The organism is Actinoplanes sp. L3-i22 (genome assembly GCF_019704555.1).
Lineage (GTDB): Bacteria > Actinomycetota > Actinomycetes > Mycobacteriales > Micromonosporaceae > Actinoplanes.
In genome coordinates this window covers 7,798,906-7,813,291 of sequence record NZ_AP024745.1, presented here as the reverse complement: position 1 = coordinate 7,813,291, position 14,386 = coordinate 7,798,906, and the positions used below count along the sequence as shown (strand labels likewise).

The following is a 14,386-nucleotide window of genomic DNA, read 5'->3' as shown; positions in this document are numbered from 1 at the left end:
TGCCCTGATCGGCCACCCTGCCCGAAGAATGAGCCGGTCAGGCCGGGCGGTACGCCGCCGCGAGGGCCGCCGCGCCGGCTTCGGTGCCGATCTCGGCGCGGCGTTCCGGCCGGGTCCGGTAGAAGTCGAGCGTGAACGCCAGGAACGCCGGGTCGATGTGCAGCCACCTGGGCGTCTTGAACGGCTCGTCGTCCCAGCCGGCCCGCCGGCGGCGGAGCAGGTCGCGGCCGGTGATTCCGTCCGGGGTGAGCTCTAGGACGGGACGGTCGCTCAGCGCCGTCACCACCAGCAGAATGAGCGTCAACAGGCCGATCACCAGGAAGACCGTGACGACCGGGTCGATCTCGACGAGCCGGGCGCGGGCCTCGTTCGGCACCCGTTCGGTGGGCACGACACTGCCTATGACCCATCCGACCCAGATCAGCGACACGCGGGCCGCGGGACCGGCGGAGAACACCGGGCCGGCGCCGGGCCGCTGCCAGACGGCCGGCGGTTTCCGGGCCCGCCGGGCGACCAGCAGATAGAGGCCGAGTGGGAGGAAGGCGGAGGCGGCCAGGATCGCCATGGCGGTGACGAAGGCCAGGTTGCCGGAACCGAGCCGCCAGGCCAGCGGCTGGATCCAGAGGTGGGTGGCGAAGTCCAGGGCGCAGGCGGCCAGGGCGAACGGCAGGACGAGCAGCCGGGCGGTGCGAGGGGACACGGCCGCAGCGTAGATCACCGGTGCCCGCCCGGATCAGACCGTGACCTCGGCGAGCTCGGCCCGGCGCTCCGGGTGGGTGCGGTAGAAGTTGAGGCTGACAGACAGGTAGGCCGGGTCGATGTGCAGCCCGCCGGTCGGCACCCGGAACGGCTCGTCCCAGCGGGTGCGGCGGCGCCGCAGCAACCCTTGGTACGTGATCCCGTCCGGATCCAGCCGGACCGAGTGGCGGTTGATCATCGGGGCGGCGATCGCGCCCGCGAGGAAGACCAGGGCGGCCGCCAGGAAGACGAGGCCACCCCACCCGAGGCTCGATTCGCGGGCGAAGTCGAGCGCGTTGCCGGCCTGCCAGCCCAGCATGATCGTGAAGATGCCGCGTTGGGACAGCGACGGACCCGCCGAGAAGCCCGGCGACCAGGCGGCCGGGCGTTTCCAGAACTGCCGGGTGATCAGCCAGTAGATCAGGACCGGCAGGAAGAGACTGACGGCGAACGCCGCCCCGGAGACGGCGAGTTGCAGGAGCCGGCCGGTGTCCCGGGTCGACGGGTGGACCCAGAGCCCCTGGGCGAGGCGCAAAAGCACTGCGAGCAGGGCAAACGGTATGGCGAGCAGGCGTGCTTCCCGGAGTTGCATCGCGACAGGGTAGATCAACTTGGCGGAGATTTATGTCCTAGGACATAACTGGTAGCGTGGGCGGGGTGATCGAAGGGAACTCGGCGGCGGAGATCGTGCGGTCGGTGCGGGGGCTGGTGCACGCCGGGCAGCTGCCGGCCGGCGTCGCGCTGCCGGCCATCCGCGACCTCGCCGGCCGGCTCGGCGTCAACCGGAACACCGTCGCGGCGGCGTACGCGCAGCTCGCCACCGCCGGCGTGGTGGAGACCCGGCGGCGCGGCGGGACCGTCGTGCTCGGCCTGCCGGAGGTCGACGGTGAAGGGCGAGCGGCCGGCGGCGACCTGGTCAACCTGGCCGGCGGCAACCCGGACCCGGCGCTGCTGCCGTCCCTGGCCGACGCGATCGCCGGGTACGAGCCGGTCCTCTACGGCGCGCCCGCGGTCGACGACCGGCTCCACCGGCTCGCCGGCGACCTGCCCGACCCGCATCGGCTGGTGCTCGCGAACGGCGCCGCCGACGGGATGGAACGGCTGCTCACCACCCACCTGACCCGCGGCGACCAGGTCGCGGTCGAGGATCCGTGCTACCTCGCGGCGATCGGGACACTGCGGGTGAACGGGCTGCGGGCGGTGCCGGTGCCGACCGACGCCGACGGGATGTCGGCGTCCGGGCTGGCGGCGGCGCTCGCCGGAGGGGCGCGGGCGGTGATCATCACGCCGCGGGCACACAACCCGACCGGGGCGAGTCTCACGGCGGGGCGGGCGGGTGAACTCCGGGCGGTGCTCACGGCGTACCCCGAAATCCTGGTTGTCGAGGATGACCACTTCTCGATGATCTCCGCACGGGACTATCACCGGGTCACCCCGCCCGGGCATCCGCGCTGGGCGCTGGTCCGGTCGGTGTCGAAATTCCTCGGGCCGGACCTGCGGACGGCGTTCGTGCTGGCCGACCCGGTGACGGCGGCCCGGCTCGAGAGCGGCGCGACCTGGGTCAGCCACCTGTTGCAGCACGTGGTGGCGTCGGCGTGGGACGAGAGCCGGTTCGCGCGGGCCCGGGCGGCGTACGCGACCCGCTCCGGGACGCTCGTCGACGAGCTCGGGCACGTCGGGATCGCACTGCCCCGGCCGGACGGGCTCAACGTGTGGATCCCGGTGCCCGGCGACGGTTTCGTGGCCGCCCTCGCCGCCCGGGGCTGGGCCGTGCGCGACGGCCGGGACTTCGCCGCCCGGCAACCGGCCATCCGGGTCACCACCTCGACGATCACGCCAGTTCAGGCCACCGCGTTCGCCGCGGATCTGGCCGCGCTCCGCTAAGAGAGGCACCACTATGTTCACCGGGCTCAGCGCCTTCCCGCTCACCCCGCTCGCCGACGACCGGCTCGACGAGACCGCCTACGCCGGACTGGTGTCGCGACTGGCCGCGGCCGGGGTCGACTCGATCACCGCGCTCGGGTCGACCGGCAGCTATCCGTACCTCAGCGCCGGCGAGCGGTCCCGCGCGCTGCGCGTCGCGATCGCCGAGGCCGGGCCGACGCCGGTCTTCGCCGGGATCGGCGCGCTGCGGACCTCGCAGGTGCTGGCGTACGCCGCGGACGCGCAGGCGGCCGGGGCGGCGGCGGTGCTGCTGGCGCCGATGACGTATCAGCCGCTCACCGCGGACGACGTGTACGGGCTGTTCGAGGATGTGACCGCGGAACTTTCCGTGCCGCTGATCGTCTATGACAACCCGGGGACGACGCATGTGACGTTCACCGATGACCTGTACGCGGCGGTTGCGAAACTGCCGAAGGTGGCCTCCCTCAAGATCCCTGGGCCGGTGACCCGGGAGCGGGTCGAGGAGCTGCGGAAACTGCTGCCGGTCGGCGTTGCGATCGGGATCTCCGGGGATGTGCATGCGGCAGACGGGCTCGCGAACGGGTGCGATGTCTGGTACTCGGTGGTTGGTGGGACGCTGCCTGCGGCGGCGGTACCCGTTGCGCGCTCGGTGCCGGGTGCGGCCGGGCGTCTCGGTTCGCTGTTTGAATTATTTGCTCGGTACGGGAGTTTGCGGGTGACCGCGGCGATCGCGGAGCAGTTGGGGCTGGCGCGGCGGTCGTGTCTGCCGCGGCCGTTGCGGGGGTTGGACGACGGCGCCCGGGCCGAGGTCAGCGCCGTGCTGACGGCTCTGGATCTTGCCCGGTGACCAGCCCCCAGCCGCCCACGTCGGAGTCCCCACCCGCCACGGGGGCCTGCCCAAGCACATTGTCGCGGCCCGGGCCATGATCACGCGGACGGCCTGTGGACAACCGGCCAGTGTGGATAACCCGAACCGGGGCTTCCGGCTTGCCGGACGGCTTCCGTCCCTGGTCACGGCCTGCTTGCCGGGCACCGCCCGCCGTTGATCACGGCCGCGACCCGCCCGCGATCGGCTTGCCAAGCGCCGTCACCGTCGCCGCGGCCGACTCACCGGCCGCTTGCCGACTCGGCGGCCGTTTGCCGACTCGGCGGCCGCCGGCTGGGCGCGGCTGCGGCCTGTTCGCTGTTTGCTTGCCAGGCACCGCCCGCTGTCGGTCACCGCTGCGGCCGCCACTGGCGGAAGTTGCCGATTGCGGTGGCTTCGGAGGTACGCCGTGGGCGCGCCCCACCGTCGCCGCGAACTCCCGGCTGGCACGCAGGGCTGTCCCAGCGCGATTGAACAGCCCTCACGACCAGCTGGGCTGGGTGGGCTGGTGTTCACGGTCGTGAAGGGCGTCTGGTGCAGCCGTGGCGACCAGCTGGGTCGGGTGGGCTGGTGTTCAGGGTTGTGGAGGGCGTCTGGTGCAGCCGTAGCGGCCAGCTGGGTCGGGTGGGCTGGGGTTCACGGTTGCCGCGAGTGTCGATTGCGGTCCTGGCCGACGAAGACCCGGACCCATGATCGCCGGGCCGCGGTCCATTCCAAGAGCAACACACAAACCACCCCACGATTGGACAGTTCCTGATGCTCGACTCGGTGAGTTCCGGCAGGTCAGGGGGCGCGGACACGGCCGTACCCCCGAATCGCCCCGCGGACCTCGCGCGGTACGTCGCCGCCGCGACCATGGCCCGGTCCGCGGACGGCGGAGCCGTCGTGGCCGTGGTGCTGATGGTGACCGTGAGCGGCGCTCCCGGCTGGCTCGCCGGGCTCCTCGGCGCCTGCGTCACCGCGCCGCACCTGCTCGGCCCGTTCGTGGCCCGCCGCCTGGACACCGCCCGCGACGGCCGCACGGTGATCGCCGCCGCCTGTGTCGCGCACGGCGCCACCCTGGCCGCCGCGGTGCTGGTGTTCCCGCACGTCCCGGCCGTGGTCACCGGGCTGCTGCTGATCGCTTCCGGTCTGGTCGGGCCGCTGCTGACCGGCGGGATCAGCAGTCGCCTGCCGGCCATCGCCGGCCCGGACCGGACCGCGCAGCGGCGCGCGCAGGGCTGGGACGTGGCGACCTACGGTCTGGGCGGCACGGTCGGCCCGGCGATCGTGGCCGCGGTCTCCGCCTGGGCGAGCCCGACCGCCGCCGCGCTGCTGCTCGCGGCGGCGACCGCGCTGGCCGCGATCCTGGTCCGGATGCTGCCGTGGGCGCCGCCGCCGGGCGCCCCGTCCGAGGTGCCGCGACCGGCGCGGACGCTGCTGCTGATGCTGGCCTCCGGTCCGTTGCGCCGCACCCTGTACATGACCGTCACGGTGGCGTTCGCCCTGGCCGCGCTGCCGATCACGGCGGTCGCGAGCGTGGGGGTCGCGGCGGCGCTGGCCGGGGTGCTGACCGCCGCCTACGGTCTGGGCAACCTGGCCGGGTCGGCGGTCGTGATGATCCGCCCGCTGCGCGGCGACGCCGACCATCTGATGACCCGTCTCGGACTCGTCGTGGCGGTGGCGCTCGGCGGGGTCGCGCTCGCGCCCGGTTTCTCGCCGGCGGTGGTCGCCTATTTCGTGACCGGGGTTCTGAACGCGCACTTCTTCGCCGCGACGCTGGCCGCGCGCAGCGAGTTCGCCCCGGCGCGGGCCCGCGGTCAGGTCTTCGTCTGGATCGGCGCCGTCAAGATCACCGCGGGGTCGGCCGGGACCGCGCTGGCCGGGGCGCTGATCGGCGTCGGCGGCCGGCTCCCGCTGGTCCTGTCGGTGACCGTTGTCACGCTGGTTTCGCTGGTCTCGGCCCTGGACCGCCGCACCCGGGGTACGGCACACCGGTCCGGTCCGGCGGCAACATGAGGGCATGGTGATTGAAGGAAGCCTGGTGGCCGGGTACGTGATCGCCTGGGCCGTCCAGAAGGCCCGGCGGGTGGCCGGCCGCCTCGACGCCGATGTGGACACGGTGATCGACGCCGGGATGGACAAGCTCTCCGAGACGGTCACCGCGAAGCTCGGCGCGCACCCGGTGCTGACCGACCTCGACGAGGAGGCCGCGCGGGCCGCCGCCGGTCAGGGGGAGGTCAGCGAGCTGACCCGTCAGCAGCTGGAGCTCGCGGTCACCGCCGCGGCCCGCCGGGACGACGCGTTCGGGCAGTCGGTGGCCGACCTGGTCGAGCAGCTGGCGGCGAACGGCGGCGCCCGGATCTTCATCGGTGGTGACGTGCACGCCGACGCGCGGGCCGGGGGTTTCGCGTTCGGGCAGGTCGCCGGGGACGTGTACGTCGGGGACCCTCGCCAGCCGGGCCGGTAGCACCACCCTCCGACCCCGGCGCAGCGTCACGGTGGTACGGCCTGGGCCGCGACGGTGGAATCGGCATCGCGCGCGCCGGACAGGTCAACGTCTATCAGTCCGGCTCGCTCCCGGGTGCCCGGCCGGTGCGGTCGGCGTACCTGCGCCAGGTCGAGCGGATCGCCCCGCCGCGGCTCCTGGATCGCGGTCCCGAGCTGGGCGAGCTCGCCGCCTTCTGCCTTCAGGAAGATCGTGGGCCGTACGTCTGGTGGCGGGCCGGCCCGTGGGCCGGGAAATCCGCGCTGCTCTCGAGTTTCGTCCTGCGCCCGCCGGAGCCGGTCCGGGCCGGCCGGGTCCGGTTGATCTCGTTCTTCATCACCGCCCGGCTCGCGGACAACCGGGACGCCTTCGTCACCGTGCTGACCGAGCAGTTGTGCGCGCTGACCGGGCAGGAGCTGCCGACCGTCGTCGGCGCGGTCCAGCGCGAGTCGATCATGTTGGAGCTGCTGACGCAGGCCGCGGAGCAGTGCCGGGCGGACGGCGGCCGCTTGGTCCTGGTCGTCGACGGCTCGGACGAGGACCGGGGCGTGACCACCGGCCGGGACGCGCAGAGCATCGCCGGGCTGCTGCCCCGGGAGCCGCCGGCCGGGATGCGGGTGATCGTCGCGGGGCGGGCGAATCCGCCGATCCCGGACGACGTGCGGGACTGGCACCCGCTGCGCGATCCCGGGATCGTCCGCCTGCTCGGCGCCTCGCCGCACGCCCGTGACCTGCAGCGGCTGAGCGAGTCGGAGCTGCTGCGGCTGCTCCGCGGCTCGCCGCTGGAGCAGGACGTGCTCGGGTTGATCACGGCCGCGCGGGGCGGGCTGACCGGCCCGGACCTGCGCGAGCTGACCGGCTCCGACCTGGCCGAGATCGTGACCGTGCTGCACACCGCCACCGGCCGCACCTTCGGAAGGCAGGACGGCTACCTGCTCGGGCACGAGGAACTGCAGCGGACCGCCGAGCAGTATCTCGAGCCCCGGATGCCGGGCTATCGCGACCGCCTGCACACCTGGGCGGACACCTACCGCGACCGCGGCTGGCCGGCCGACACCCCGGACTACCTGCTGCGCGCCTACTTCCGGGTGCTGCGGGCGAGCGACGACCAGCGCCGCGCCGCCGAGCTGGCCACCGATCCGGACCGGCACCACCGGCTGCTCGACGCCACCGGCGGGGACACCGTCGCGCTGGGCGAGATCCGCGCGGCGCACCAGCTGTGCCTGGGCCGCCCGGAGCCCGATCTGGAGGCGATGGCCTGCCTCGGCATCGACCTGGAGCGGATCGAGCAGCGCAACACCAACATCCCGGCCGGGCTGCCCGCGGTCTGGGCGCTGCTCGGCCAGCCGGTCCGGGCCGAGGCGCTGGCCCGCAGCCTCACCGACAGCCGCGCGTCGGAGGCCGCGCTGAGCGCGGTCGCCGAGGTGCTGGCGACCGCCGGACTGTACGAGCGGGCCGAGATGATCACCGAGAGCATCTCCGACCCGGCGGGCCGGACCGCCGCACAGACCGCGATCGTGGCCGGTCTGGTCCGCGACGGGGCGGCCGGGCGGGCCGCCGAGATCGCCGCGGGGGTCGCCGATCCGGCCGCCCGGGAGCAGGTGCGGGCCGCGATCGCCGAGGCGACGGCGCTGGCCGGGGATCCGGACGGGGCGGAGACGGCCGCCCGCGGGCTCACCGACCGGCACGCGGCGGAACCGGTCTGGATCGCGATCGCCGGAGTCGTGGCGGCCTCCGGTGACCTGCGGCGCGCCGAGCGGATCGTGGCGTCGCCGGCGGACCCGCGCCGGCAGGCCCTGGCGCTGGCCCGGATCGCGGTGACCATCGCGGCCCGGGGCGTGCGGCACCGGGCCGCCCGGATGATCCGCCAGGCCGAGGCCGCCGTCGACCGGCATCCGGACCGTCTCCACCGGGCCCGGCTGCGGGCCGAGCTGGTGCGGGCGATGACCACGACCGGGTCCGGGGAGCGGGCCGGCGACCTGCTGCCGGACGCGGAACGGATCGCCGGGACCATCACCGAGCCGTACTGGCGGGTCCAGGCGCTGGCCACGGTCGCGGTCGCGATGCACGCCGGGGACGCCTCCGCGCGGGCCGGGGAGATCCTGGCCGGGCTGGAAAGGGCAGGCCTGGAATGGGCCGGCAAAGAAGGCCGGGAAAGGGCCGGCCGTGAGCCCGAGGCGCTGCTGGTGATCGCCGAGGCGGCCGCGGCGATCGGCGATCGGGACCGGGCCGCGCGGCTCGCCCGGGAGCTGCCCGAGCCGCGCGACCAGGCCGGGGCGCTGACCGCGGTGGCCCGTGCCCTGGCCGGCGCCGGCCGGCCGGACGCGGCCGAGGACCTGCTCCGCGAGGCGGAGCGGATCGCGCGGCGGATCGACGATCCCGCCGCCCGGGCGACGTCCGACGTCGAGGTGGCCCGGGCCCTGGTCACGCTCGGCCAGGTCGAGCGGGCCGAGCGGCTCGGCAGCCGGGTCAGCCTGCTCGCCGTCCCGGAGCCGCTGATGCCGATCGTCCGGTCGGTCGCGGCCGCCGGGCACGGCGTGCAGGCGGCCCGGATCGCGAACGGCATCGTCGACCCGGAGCTGCGGGCCGAGGCCCAGGTCGGCGCGGTACGGGCGCTGATCGCGGCGGGCGAGCCCGGCCAGGCCCGGCAGGTCGCCGCCCGGATCGGCCGTGCCGCCCGGCGCGCCGAGGCGTACCTGGCGATCGCCGTCCGGCTGGCCCTGGCCGGCGAGCACGACCAGGTCGACCGGATTCTCGGCGGGATCGGCAACTTCGTCCTGCGCGGCGAGGCGCTGGCCGCGCTCGCGCGCACCGAGGCCGCGGCCGGTGACCGGGCCCGCGCCGAGGCCCATCTCGGGGAGGCCGTGCGGATCCTCGGGCGGGTGCTCGACCCGTACCGCCGGGGTCTGCTGCTGTCCGCCGTGGTCCAGGCGGTGATCGCGACCGGCGACCACCGGCGGGCCGAGCGGATGGCCGGCGAGGCCACCGACCCGCTCACCCGGGATCTCGCCTGGGCCGGGGTGGCGACCGGGCTGGCCGCGGCCGGCGAGTGCGACCGGGCCGAACGGCTGCTGGCCAACATCAGCCCGCACACGCTGGCTCCGGAGGCGGTCGCCGCGGCGATGGCCACGGTCGGCGCCTACCCGCAGGCGGAGCGGGTGGCCCGGGGGATCTCCGACCCGCTGGGCCGGCCGGCGGCGCTGACCGCGATCGCCCGCGCGATGGCGGCGGCCGGGCTGATCGAGCCGGCCCAGCGGATCGCGCTCGGCCTGCCCGACCCGGGCGATCGGGTCCGGGCGCTGATCGAGATCGGCCGGGCGGCCGGCCGGGCCGGGGCCGCCACGCCGCTCGCGCACGCGTTCGCCATCGGCAAGTGGTACCAGCCGCTCGGCGCGGTCGCCGAGCTGTGGCCGGAACTGGCGCTGCGGATCATCGAGCGGTACGAGCGCGACCGGTGTCTGATGGAACGATGACGAGCGAGCCTGAGGTCCTGTTGGACGGCGTGGCGTTCGGGGAGTCGCCGCGCTGGCACGACGGCCGGTTGTGGTTCTCCGACTGGGGTGCGAACCAGGTGATCGCGCTCGGCGGCGACGGCCGGCCGGAGGTGATGGCGAGCGTCCCGTCGTTCCCGATGTGCATCGACTTCCTGCCGGACGGGCGGCTGCTGATCGTGGACTCGGCCCGGCAGCGGCTGCTCCGGCGGGAGCCGGACGGGTCCCTGGTCACGCACGCCGAGCTGGGCGGGGTCTCGCGGAAGCCGTGGAACGACATCGTCGTCGACGGCCGGGGCAACGCCTACGTCAACAGCATCGGCTTCGACTTCCCCGGCGGGGAGTTCGCCCCCGGCCTGGTCGTGCTGGTCCGGCCGGACGGCGAGGTGGTGCCGGTGGCGGACGACCTGGCGTTCCCGAACGGCATGGCGGTCACCGCGGACGGCGGCACGCTGATCGTGGCGGAGTCCTACGCGGAGCGGCTCACGGCGTACCGAATCGGTCTTGATGGTCTTTTGAATGATCGTCGGGTGTGGGCCGCGACGCCGGGGGATCACCCCGACGGGATCTGTGTCGACGCGGCCGGCGCGGTCTGGCTGGCGGATGTCGGCAACCAGCGCTGCCTGCGGGTTCGTGAGGGCGGGGAGGTGCTGGCGACGGTCTTGTTCGACCGGGGCGCGTTCGCCTGTGTGGTCAGCCGCGAGGAGCGTCCGCGCCTGCTCGTTGTCGGTCAGACCTGGGGCGGCGATGCGGGGGAGCGCACCGGCCGCGTCTGGTCCGTCCCGGCGCCGGCGCCCGGCGCCGGGCATCCCTGAGGCGGCGGTCAGCGGGCCCCGTTGAACGTGACCCGGAGTGAGTAGACCGACCTTCCGGCGGTGAGGAACAGCTGGTTGAGCGCCGGGCCGCCGAACGTGAGGTTCGCGACCGGCTCCGGGGTCAGCAGCTTGCCGATCAGGGTCCCGTCCGGCGCGAAGCAGTGCAGGCCGTCCCACGACGCCGCCCAGATCCGGCCGGCGGTGTCCGCGCGCATCCCGTCGAAACGTCCGAAGTCGCAGGTCGCGAAGATGCCGCCGCCGTCGAGCGTGCCGTCCTCGGCGACCTCGAAGACCCGGATGTGGCTCGGCTCCTGGCGGGTGTCGGCGATGTAGAGCAGCCGCTCGTCGGGGGAGAAGGCCAGGCCGTTGGGGCGGGCGAAGTCGTCGGCGACGATGCGCAGGTCGCCGGTGGCCGGGTCGAGCCGGAACACGTGACACGCGCCGCCGAACTCGTTGTCGGCCCGGTGTCCCTCGTAGTCGCTGTCGATGCCGTACCCCGGATCGGTGAACCAGATCGTCCCGTCGGACCGGACCACGACGTCGTTCGGGCTGTTCAGGCGCCTGCCCTGGAACGTGTCGGCGAGCACGGTCACGGTGCCGTCGTGCTCGGTGCGGGTGACCCGGCGGTTGCCCTGCTCGCAGGTGACCAGGCGGCCCTGCCCGTCCACGGTGTTGCCGTTGGCGTACCCGGACCCGGGCCGGAACACGCCGACCGCGCCGGTCGTCTCGTCCCAGCGCATCAGCCGGTCGTTGGGGATGTCGCTCCACACCAGATAGCGGCCGGCCGGGAACCAGGCGGGCCCCTCGGTCTTGCGGCAGCCGGTGTGCAGGCGCTCCAGGACGTAGTCGCCGTCCACATACCGGAACCGGTCGTCGAGCTTCTTGAACTCCGTAGCGATCACGTCCAGAGAGTAGCTTGGCCTTACCTGATAAGGTCAAGGGCATATTTGGCCGAACGCAATCAGGGGGTCGATGTGGACGAGATCGATCGGCAGCTGTTGACGCGGCTGCAGGAGGACGCGACGCGGTCCTATGCCGAGCTGGGCCGCGCGGTCGGCCTCTCCGCGGCCTCGGCCCATGATCGGGTCCGGAAACTGCGCGACCGCGGCGTGATCCGCCGCACCACCGTCGAGATCGATCCGGCCGCCGTCGAGCGCGGCGTCGCCGCCTACGTGATGATCAGCGCGGCCTCCTGGATGGGGGATCCGCCGACCCGGGACGCGCTGCTGGCGATCCCCGCGATCCAGGAGGCGCACGTCGTCGCGGGCGCGTCGTCGCTGCTGGTGAAGCTGCGCACGGCGACCAACGAGCAGCTGCAGGCCGCGCTGCGGGAGATCTACGCGATCGACGGCGTCTCCGGCACGCAGACCGTCGTGGTCCTGGAGACGTTCTTCGAGCGCCCGCTCAACCTGCTGCCGGACTGAGCCGCCGGGCGGCGATCTCCCGCAGCGCGCCGGTCGCGCGGTCCACGTCGCCGGCCGTGTTGTAGACGGCGAAACTCAACCGGCAGCTCGCCGGCGGGTCCAGGCCGAGTGCCCGATGCGCCAGCGTCGCGCAGTGGCAGCCGGCCCGCGACTCGACGCCGCGCCGGTCCAGCTCCTCCGCGAGCCGCATCGGGCTCCACCCGGAAAGACCGAAAGAGATCAGCGGCGCACGGTCCGCCGCCGACTCCGGGCCAAAGACCTTCAAACCATCGATTTCCCGTACGGCGTCGAGCGCGCGCCCGGTCAGCGCGCGGGTGTGCGCCGCGACCCGGTCCATCGCCCGCTCGATCGTGGCCCGGCCCAACGGCCGCCCGGTGCCGAAATAGCCGGCCGGTTCGGGCGCCACCAGGTCCACGAGCAGCCGCAACGCCTGGGCCGAGACGATCACGCCGAGGATGTTCGGGGTCCCCGCCGCGTATTTCCACGGGAGCCGGTTGTACCGCACGTGCTCGGCGGTGACGCCCTGTTCGGCGACCATGTCACCGCCGTACAAAAACGGTCTTGTGGTGTTGAGAAGTTCCTCGCGGCCGTAGAGGACGCCGACGCCGAACGGGGCCATCAGCTTGTGGAACGAGAAGGCCAGGTAGTCGACGCCGAGCGCCCGCACGTCGATCGCGGCGGTCGGTACGAGCTGCGCGCCGTCGACCAGCAGCAGGCTGCGGTGATCGCCGTCGGGCTGCCGGTATCCGCTGGCCAGGGTGATCCGGCGGACCGCCGCCAGATCGGGCCTGGTGCCCAGGAAGTTGGACGCGCCGGTGCAGGCGACGAGTTTGGTCCGCGCGTCCACCAGCGACGCGAGGTGCTCCAGGTCGAGCTGCCCGGTGACCGGGTCGAAGCGGGCCACCCGGTACTCGACGTGCCGCCCGAAGCGGGGCAGGATCTCCCGGCACATCGCGTACCAGGGGACGAAGTTCGAGTTGTGCTCCAGCGCCGTGGTCACCACGTTGTCGCCGTCACGGAACTCGGTGAGCAGCGAATACATCACCGTGTTGATCGCCTCGGTGGTGTTCCGGCAGGTCACGATGCTGCCGCGGCCGGGCGCGTTGAGCCAGCCGGCGATGGTGTCGTAGGCCAGCTCGAACAGCTCGGTGGTGTACCGGGACGCCGCCGACTGGCCGCGGTGCACGTTCTCGTACCAGGGGATCAGGCTCCGGTACAGCTCGACGAGTTCGCGCGGCGGCTGGGTGCTGGCCGCGTTGTTGGTCACCACCCGGCCGGTCCGCGCGAAGTCGAAGTGCCACCGGAGCCGCTGCACGTCGAAGGTGTTCACAGCACCGTCAGACCTTGCCCGGTGCTGTGGCTCTCGCTGTTCGGGAACAGCGCGTCCCGGTCCACGTCGGCGTGGACGTGGCAGCTGATCTTCGCGTCGCCGTCGTCCAGGCAGATCAGCGTGAGCGGCAGCTCGCTGGTGTCACCCTGGCCGAGGTCGGTGTCGGGCAGCCGGACGAAGTAGTCGGTGTGCCTGGTGCCGGGCTTGAGCGGCCGGGTCGCCTCCTGGTCGGCGAAGGTCTCGCCGACGGCGAGGTCGGGCACGAGCAGTTTGGCGACGACGCCCTTCGTGCCGGCCGCGTCGGCGATCGCCACGTGGTAGAGCACGTTGATCACCCGGACGCCGTTCGGGACCCCGCCGTTGAACGCGCTCACCGTGAACGCGCCCACCTGATCCGTGGTCAGCACGTTCTGGTCCGGGTCGGTCGGGACGACCGCGGTGATCTTCACGATCACCAGGTCGTCGAGGTATTCCCGGACCGCCGCCGGGATGTCGTGCAGGACGATGCTCATCGTGCTTCTCCCTTGCGCTTCCAGGCCCCGTTGAGCAGGGGCAGCAGTACGTACCGGTCGGGGTTCGCGGCGGTCTCCCGGCGCAGCGTGTCGATCGCCTTCTCGGCGTCGGGCGGCGTGATCAGGCCCTTCGCGTAGGCGACCGGGAGCAGGCTCAGGTAGACGCTCTCCAGGATCGGCGTGCCGGCCGCGGCCGGGACCAGCCGGCCGGCCACGTCGGTGCCGTCCGGCGCGCCGATGCCGGCCTCCGCCATCAGGTACGGCAACCGGCTGCCGGCCCGCACGTCGCACCCGGCCGCCCCGAACGCCGCGACCACCAGCGCGGTCATCTCCTCGACGATGTCCAGCGACGGGTTCAGCCCGACCGCGCCCAGGTCGTAGTCCTGCACCAGCAGGTGCCCGCCGGGCGCGACCGCGTCCCACAGCCGCCGCAGCACCTCCGCCCGCCGCGGCGTGTGGAACAGCAGCAGGCGGGCGTGGACCAGGTCGTACGGCCCGCCCGGGACCGGCTCGTCCGCGGTCAGGTCGTGGATGATCACCCGGCCCGGGGCCAAGGAGCTGATCACCGGGTCCAGGTCGATGCCGGTCACCTCGCCGGTCGGCCCGACCCGCTCGGCCATCAGCCGCATCGTCTCGCCCGGCCCGCACCCCGCGTCCAGGCATCGGGCGCCGGCCGCCAGCCCGAGACGATCCAGCAGCCGGGCCGTGTCGGCCGACCACAACCGCGCCTGCGCGCGGACCCGTTCGAATTCCTCGTCGGTGTGCCCGAGGGCGTACTCAGTGGTTTCCATGCCCTGATGCTGGACGCGCGGCGGATCCGTTCAATCGTGGTTCCGACC

At 73.6% G+C, this 14,386-nt stretch carries 13 protein-coding genes; 7 read left to right on the top strand and 6 right to left on the bottom strand.

Annotated features, from left to right (window positions below; translation table 11 throughout):
• Positions 1-37: 37 nt before the first annotated feature.
• Together L3i22_RS35120 and L3i22_RS35115 are read right to left on the bottom strand one after the other, a co-directional pair.
• A complete protein-coding gene (locus tag L3i22_RS35120) occupies positions 38-700 on the bottom strand; it encodes a hypothetical protein (RefSeq protein WP_221321787.1) in 663 nt (220 codons plus the stop codon).
• A gap of 33 nt (positions 701-733) precedes the next feature.
• Entirely contained in the window at positions 734-1,330 is a 597-nt protein-coding gene (locus tag L3i22_RS35115) for a hypothetical protein (RefSeq protein WP_221321786.1), read from the bottom strand.
• Positions 1,331-1,395: 65 nt separating this feature from the next.
• On the opposite strand from L3i22_RS35115, the gene L3i22_RS35110 reads away from it, so the two are divergent.
• The 6 genes from L3i22_RS35110 (at position 1,396) to L3i22_RS35085 (ending at position 10,281) form a co-directional block, all read left to right on the top strand.
• Complete coding sequence (locus L3i22_RS35110) at positions 1,396-2,622, top strand: aminotransferase class I/II-fold pyridoxal phosphate-dependent enzyme (RefSeq protein WP_221321785.1); 1,227 nt, start codon at positions 1,396-1,398, stop codon at positions 2,620-2,622.
• A 13-nt stretch (positions 2,623-2,635) separates the two neighbouring features.
• Positions 2,636-3,490, top strand: coding sequence for a dihydrodipicolinate synthase family protein (locus tag L3i22_RS35105; protein WP_221321784.1), 855 nt, complete (start codon positions 2,636-2,638; stop codon positions 3,488-3,490).
• A gap of 786 nt (positions 3,491-4,276) precedes the next feature.
• The gene (locus tag L3i22_RS35100) at positions 4,277-5,506 is read left to right on the top strand and encodes an MFS transporter (RefSeq protein ID WP_221321783.1); all 1,230 of its coding nucleotides are present in this window, start codon (positions 4,277-4,279) and stop codon (positions 5,504-5,506) included.
• Positions 5,507-5,510: 4 nt separating this feature from the next.
• Positions 5,511-5,957, top strand: coding sequence for a chromosome partitioning protein (locus L3i22_RS35095; RefSeq protein ID WP_221321782.1), 447 nt, complete (start codon positions 5,511-5,513; stop codon positions 5,955-5,957).
• Positions 5,958-6,082: 125 nt separating this feature from the next.
• Positions 6,083-9,448, top strand: a complete 3,366-nt coding sequence (locus L3i22_RS35090) for a hypothetical protein (RefSeq protein ID WP_221321781.1) — start codon at positions 6,083-6,085, stop codon at positions 9,446-9,448.
• A complete protein-coding gene (locus L3i22_RS35085) occupies positions 9,445-10,281 on the top strand; it encodes an SMP-30/gluconolactonase/LRE family protein (RefSeq protein ID WP_221321780.1) in 837 nt (278 codons plus the stop codon). The genes L3i22_RS35090 and L3i22_RS35085 overlap by 4 nt, the downstream gene beginning before the upstream one ends.
• A gap of 8 nt (positions 10,282-10,289) precedes the next feature.
• Here the strand turns inward: L3i22_RS35085 and L3i22_RS35080 are convergent, their stop codons facing one another.
• Positions 10,290-11,183, bottom strand: a complete 894-nt coding sequence (locus L3i22_RS35080; RefSeq protein ID WP_255657393.1) for an SMP-30/gluconolactonase/LRE family protein — start codon at positions 11,181-11,183, stop codon at positions 10,290-10,292.
• 72 nt (positions 11,184-11,255) lie between these two features.
• On the opposite strand from L3i22_RS35080, the gene L3i22_RS35075 reads away from it, so the two are divergent.
• Complete coding sequence (locus L3i22_RS35075; protein WP_221321779.1) at positions 11,256-11,705, top strand: Lrp/AsnC family transcriptional regulator; 450 nt, start codon at positions 11,256-11,258, stop codon at positions 11,703-11,705.
• Here L3i22_RS35075 and L3i22_RS35070 read toward each other — a convergent pair.
• The 3 genes from L3i22_RS35070 to L3i22_RS35060 are packed head-to-tail and all read right to left on the bottom strand — an operon-like array spanning position 11,686 to position 14,338.
• Positions 11,686-13,035: an aminotransferase class V-fold PLP-dependent enzyme gene (locus L3i22_RS35070; RefSeq protein ID WP_221321778.1), complete on the bottom strand. Its 1,350-nt coding sequence runs from the start codon at positions 13,033-13,035 to the stop codon at positions 11,686-11,688. The two genes, L3i22_RS35075 and L3i22_RS35070, sit on opposite strands and share 20 nt — an antisense overlap.
• On the bottom strand, positions 13,032-13,547 hold the full coding sequence (locus L3i22_RS35065; RefSeq protein ID WP_221321777.1) for a hypothetical protein: 516 nt from the start codon (positions 13,545-13,547) through the stop codon (positions 13,032-13,034). The genes L3i22_RS35070 and L3i22_RS35065 overlap by 4 nt, the downstream gene beginning before the upstream one ends.
• Positions 13,544-14,338, bottom strand: coding sequence for a trans-aconitate 2-methyltransferase (locus tag L3i22_RS35060; protein WP_221321776.1), 795 nt, complete (start codon positions 14,336-14,338; stop codon positions 13,544-13,546). Before L3i22_RS35060 ends, L3i22_RS35065 begins: the two co-directional genes overlap by 4 nt.
• Positions 14,339-14,386: the final 48 nt, after the last annotated feature.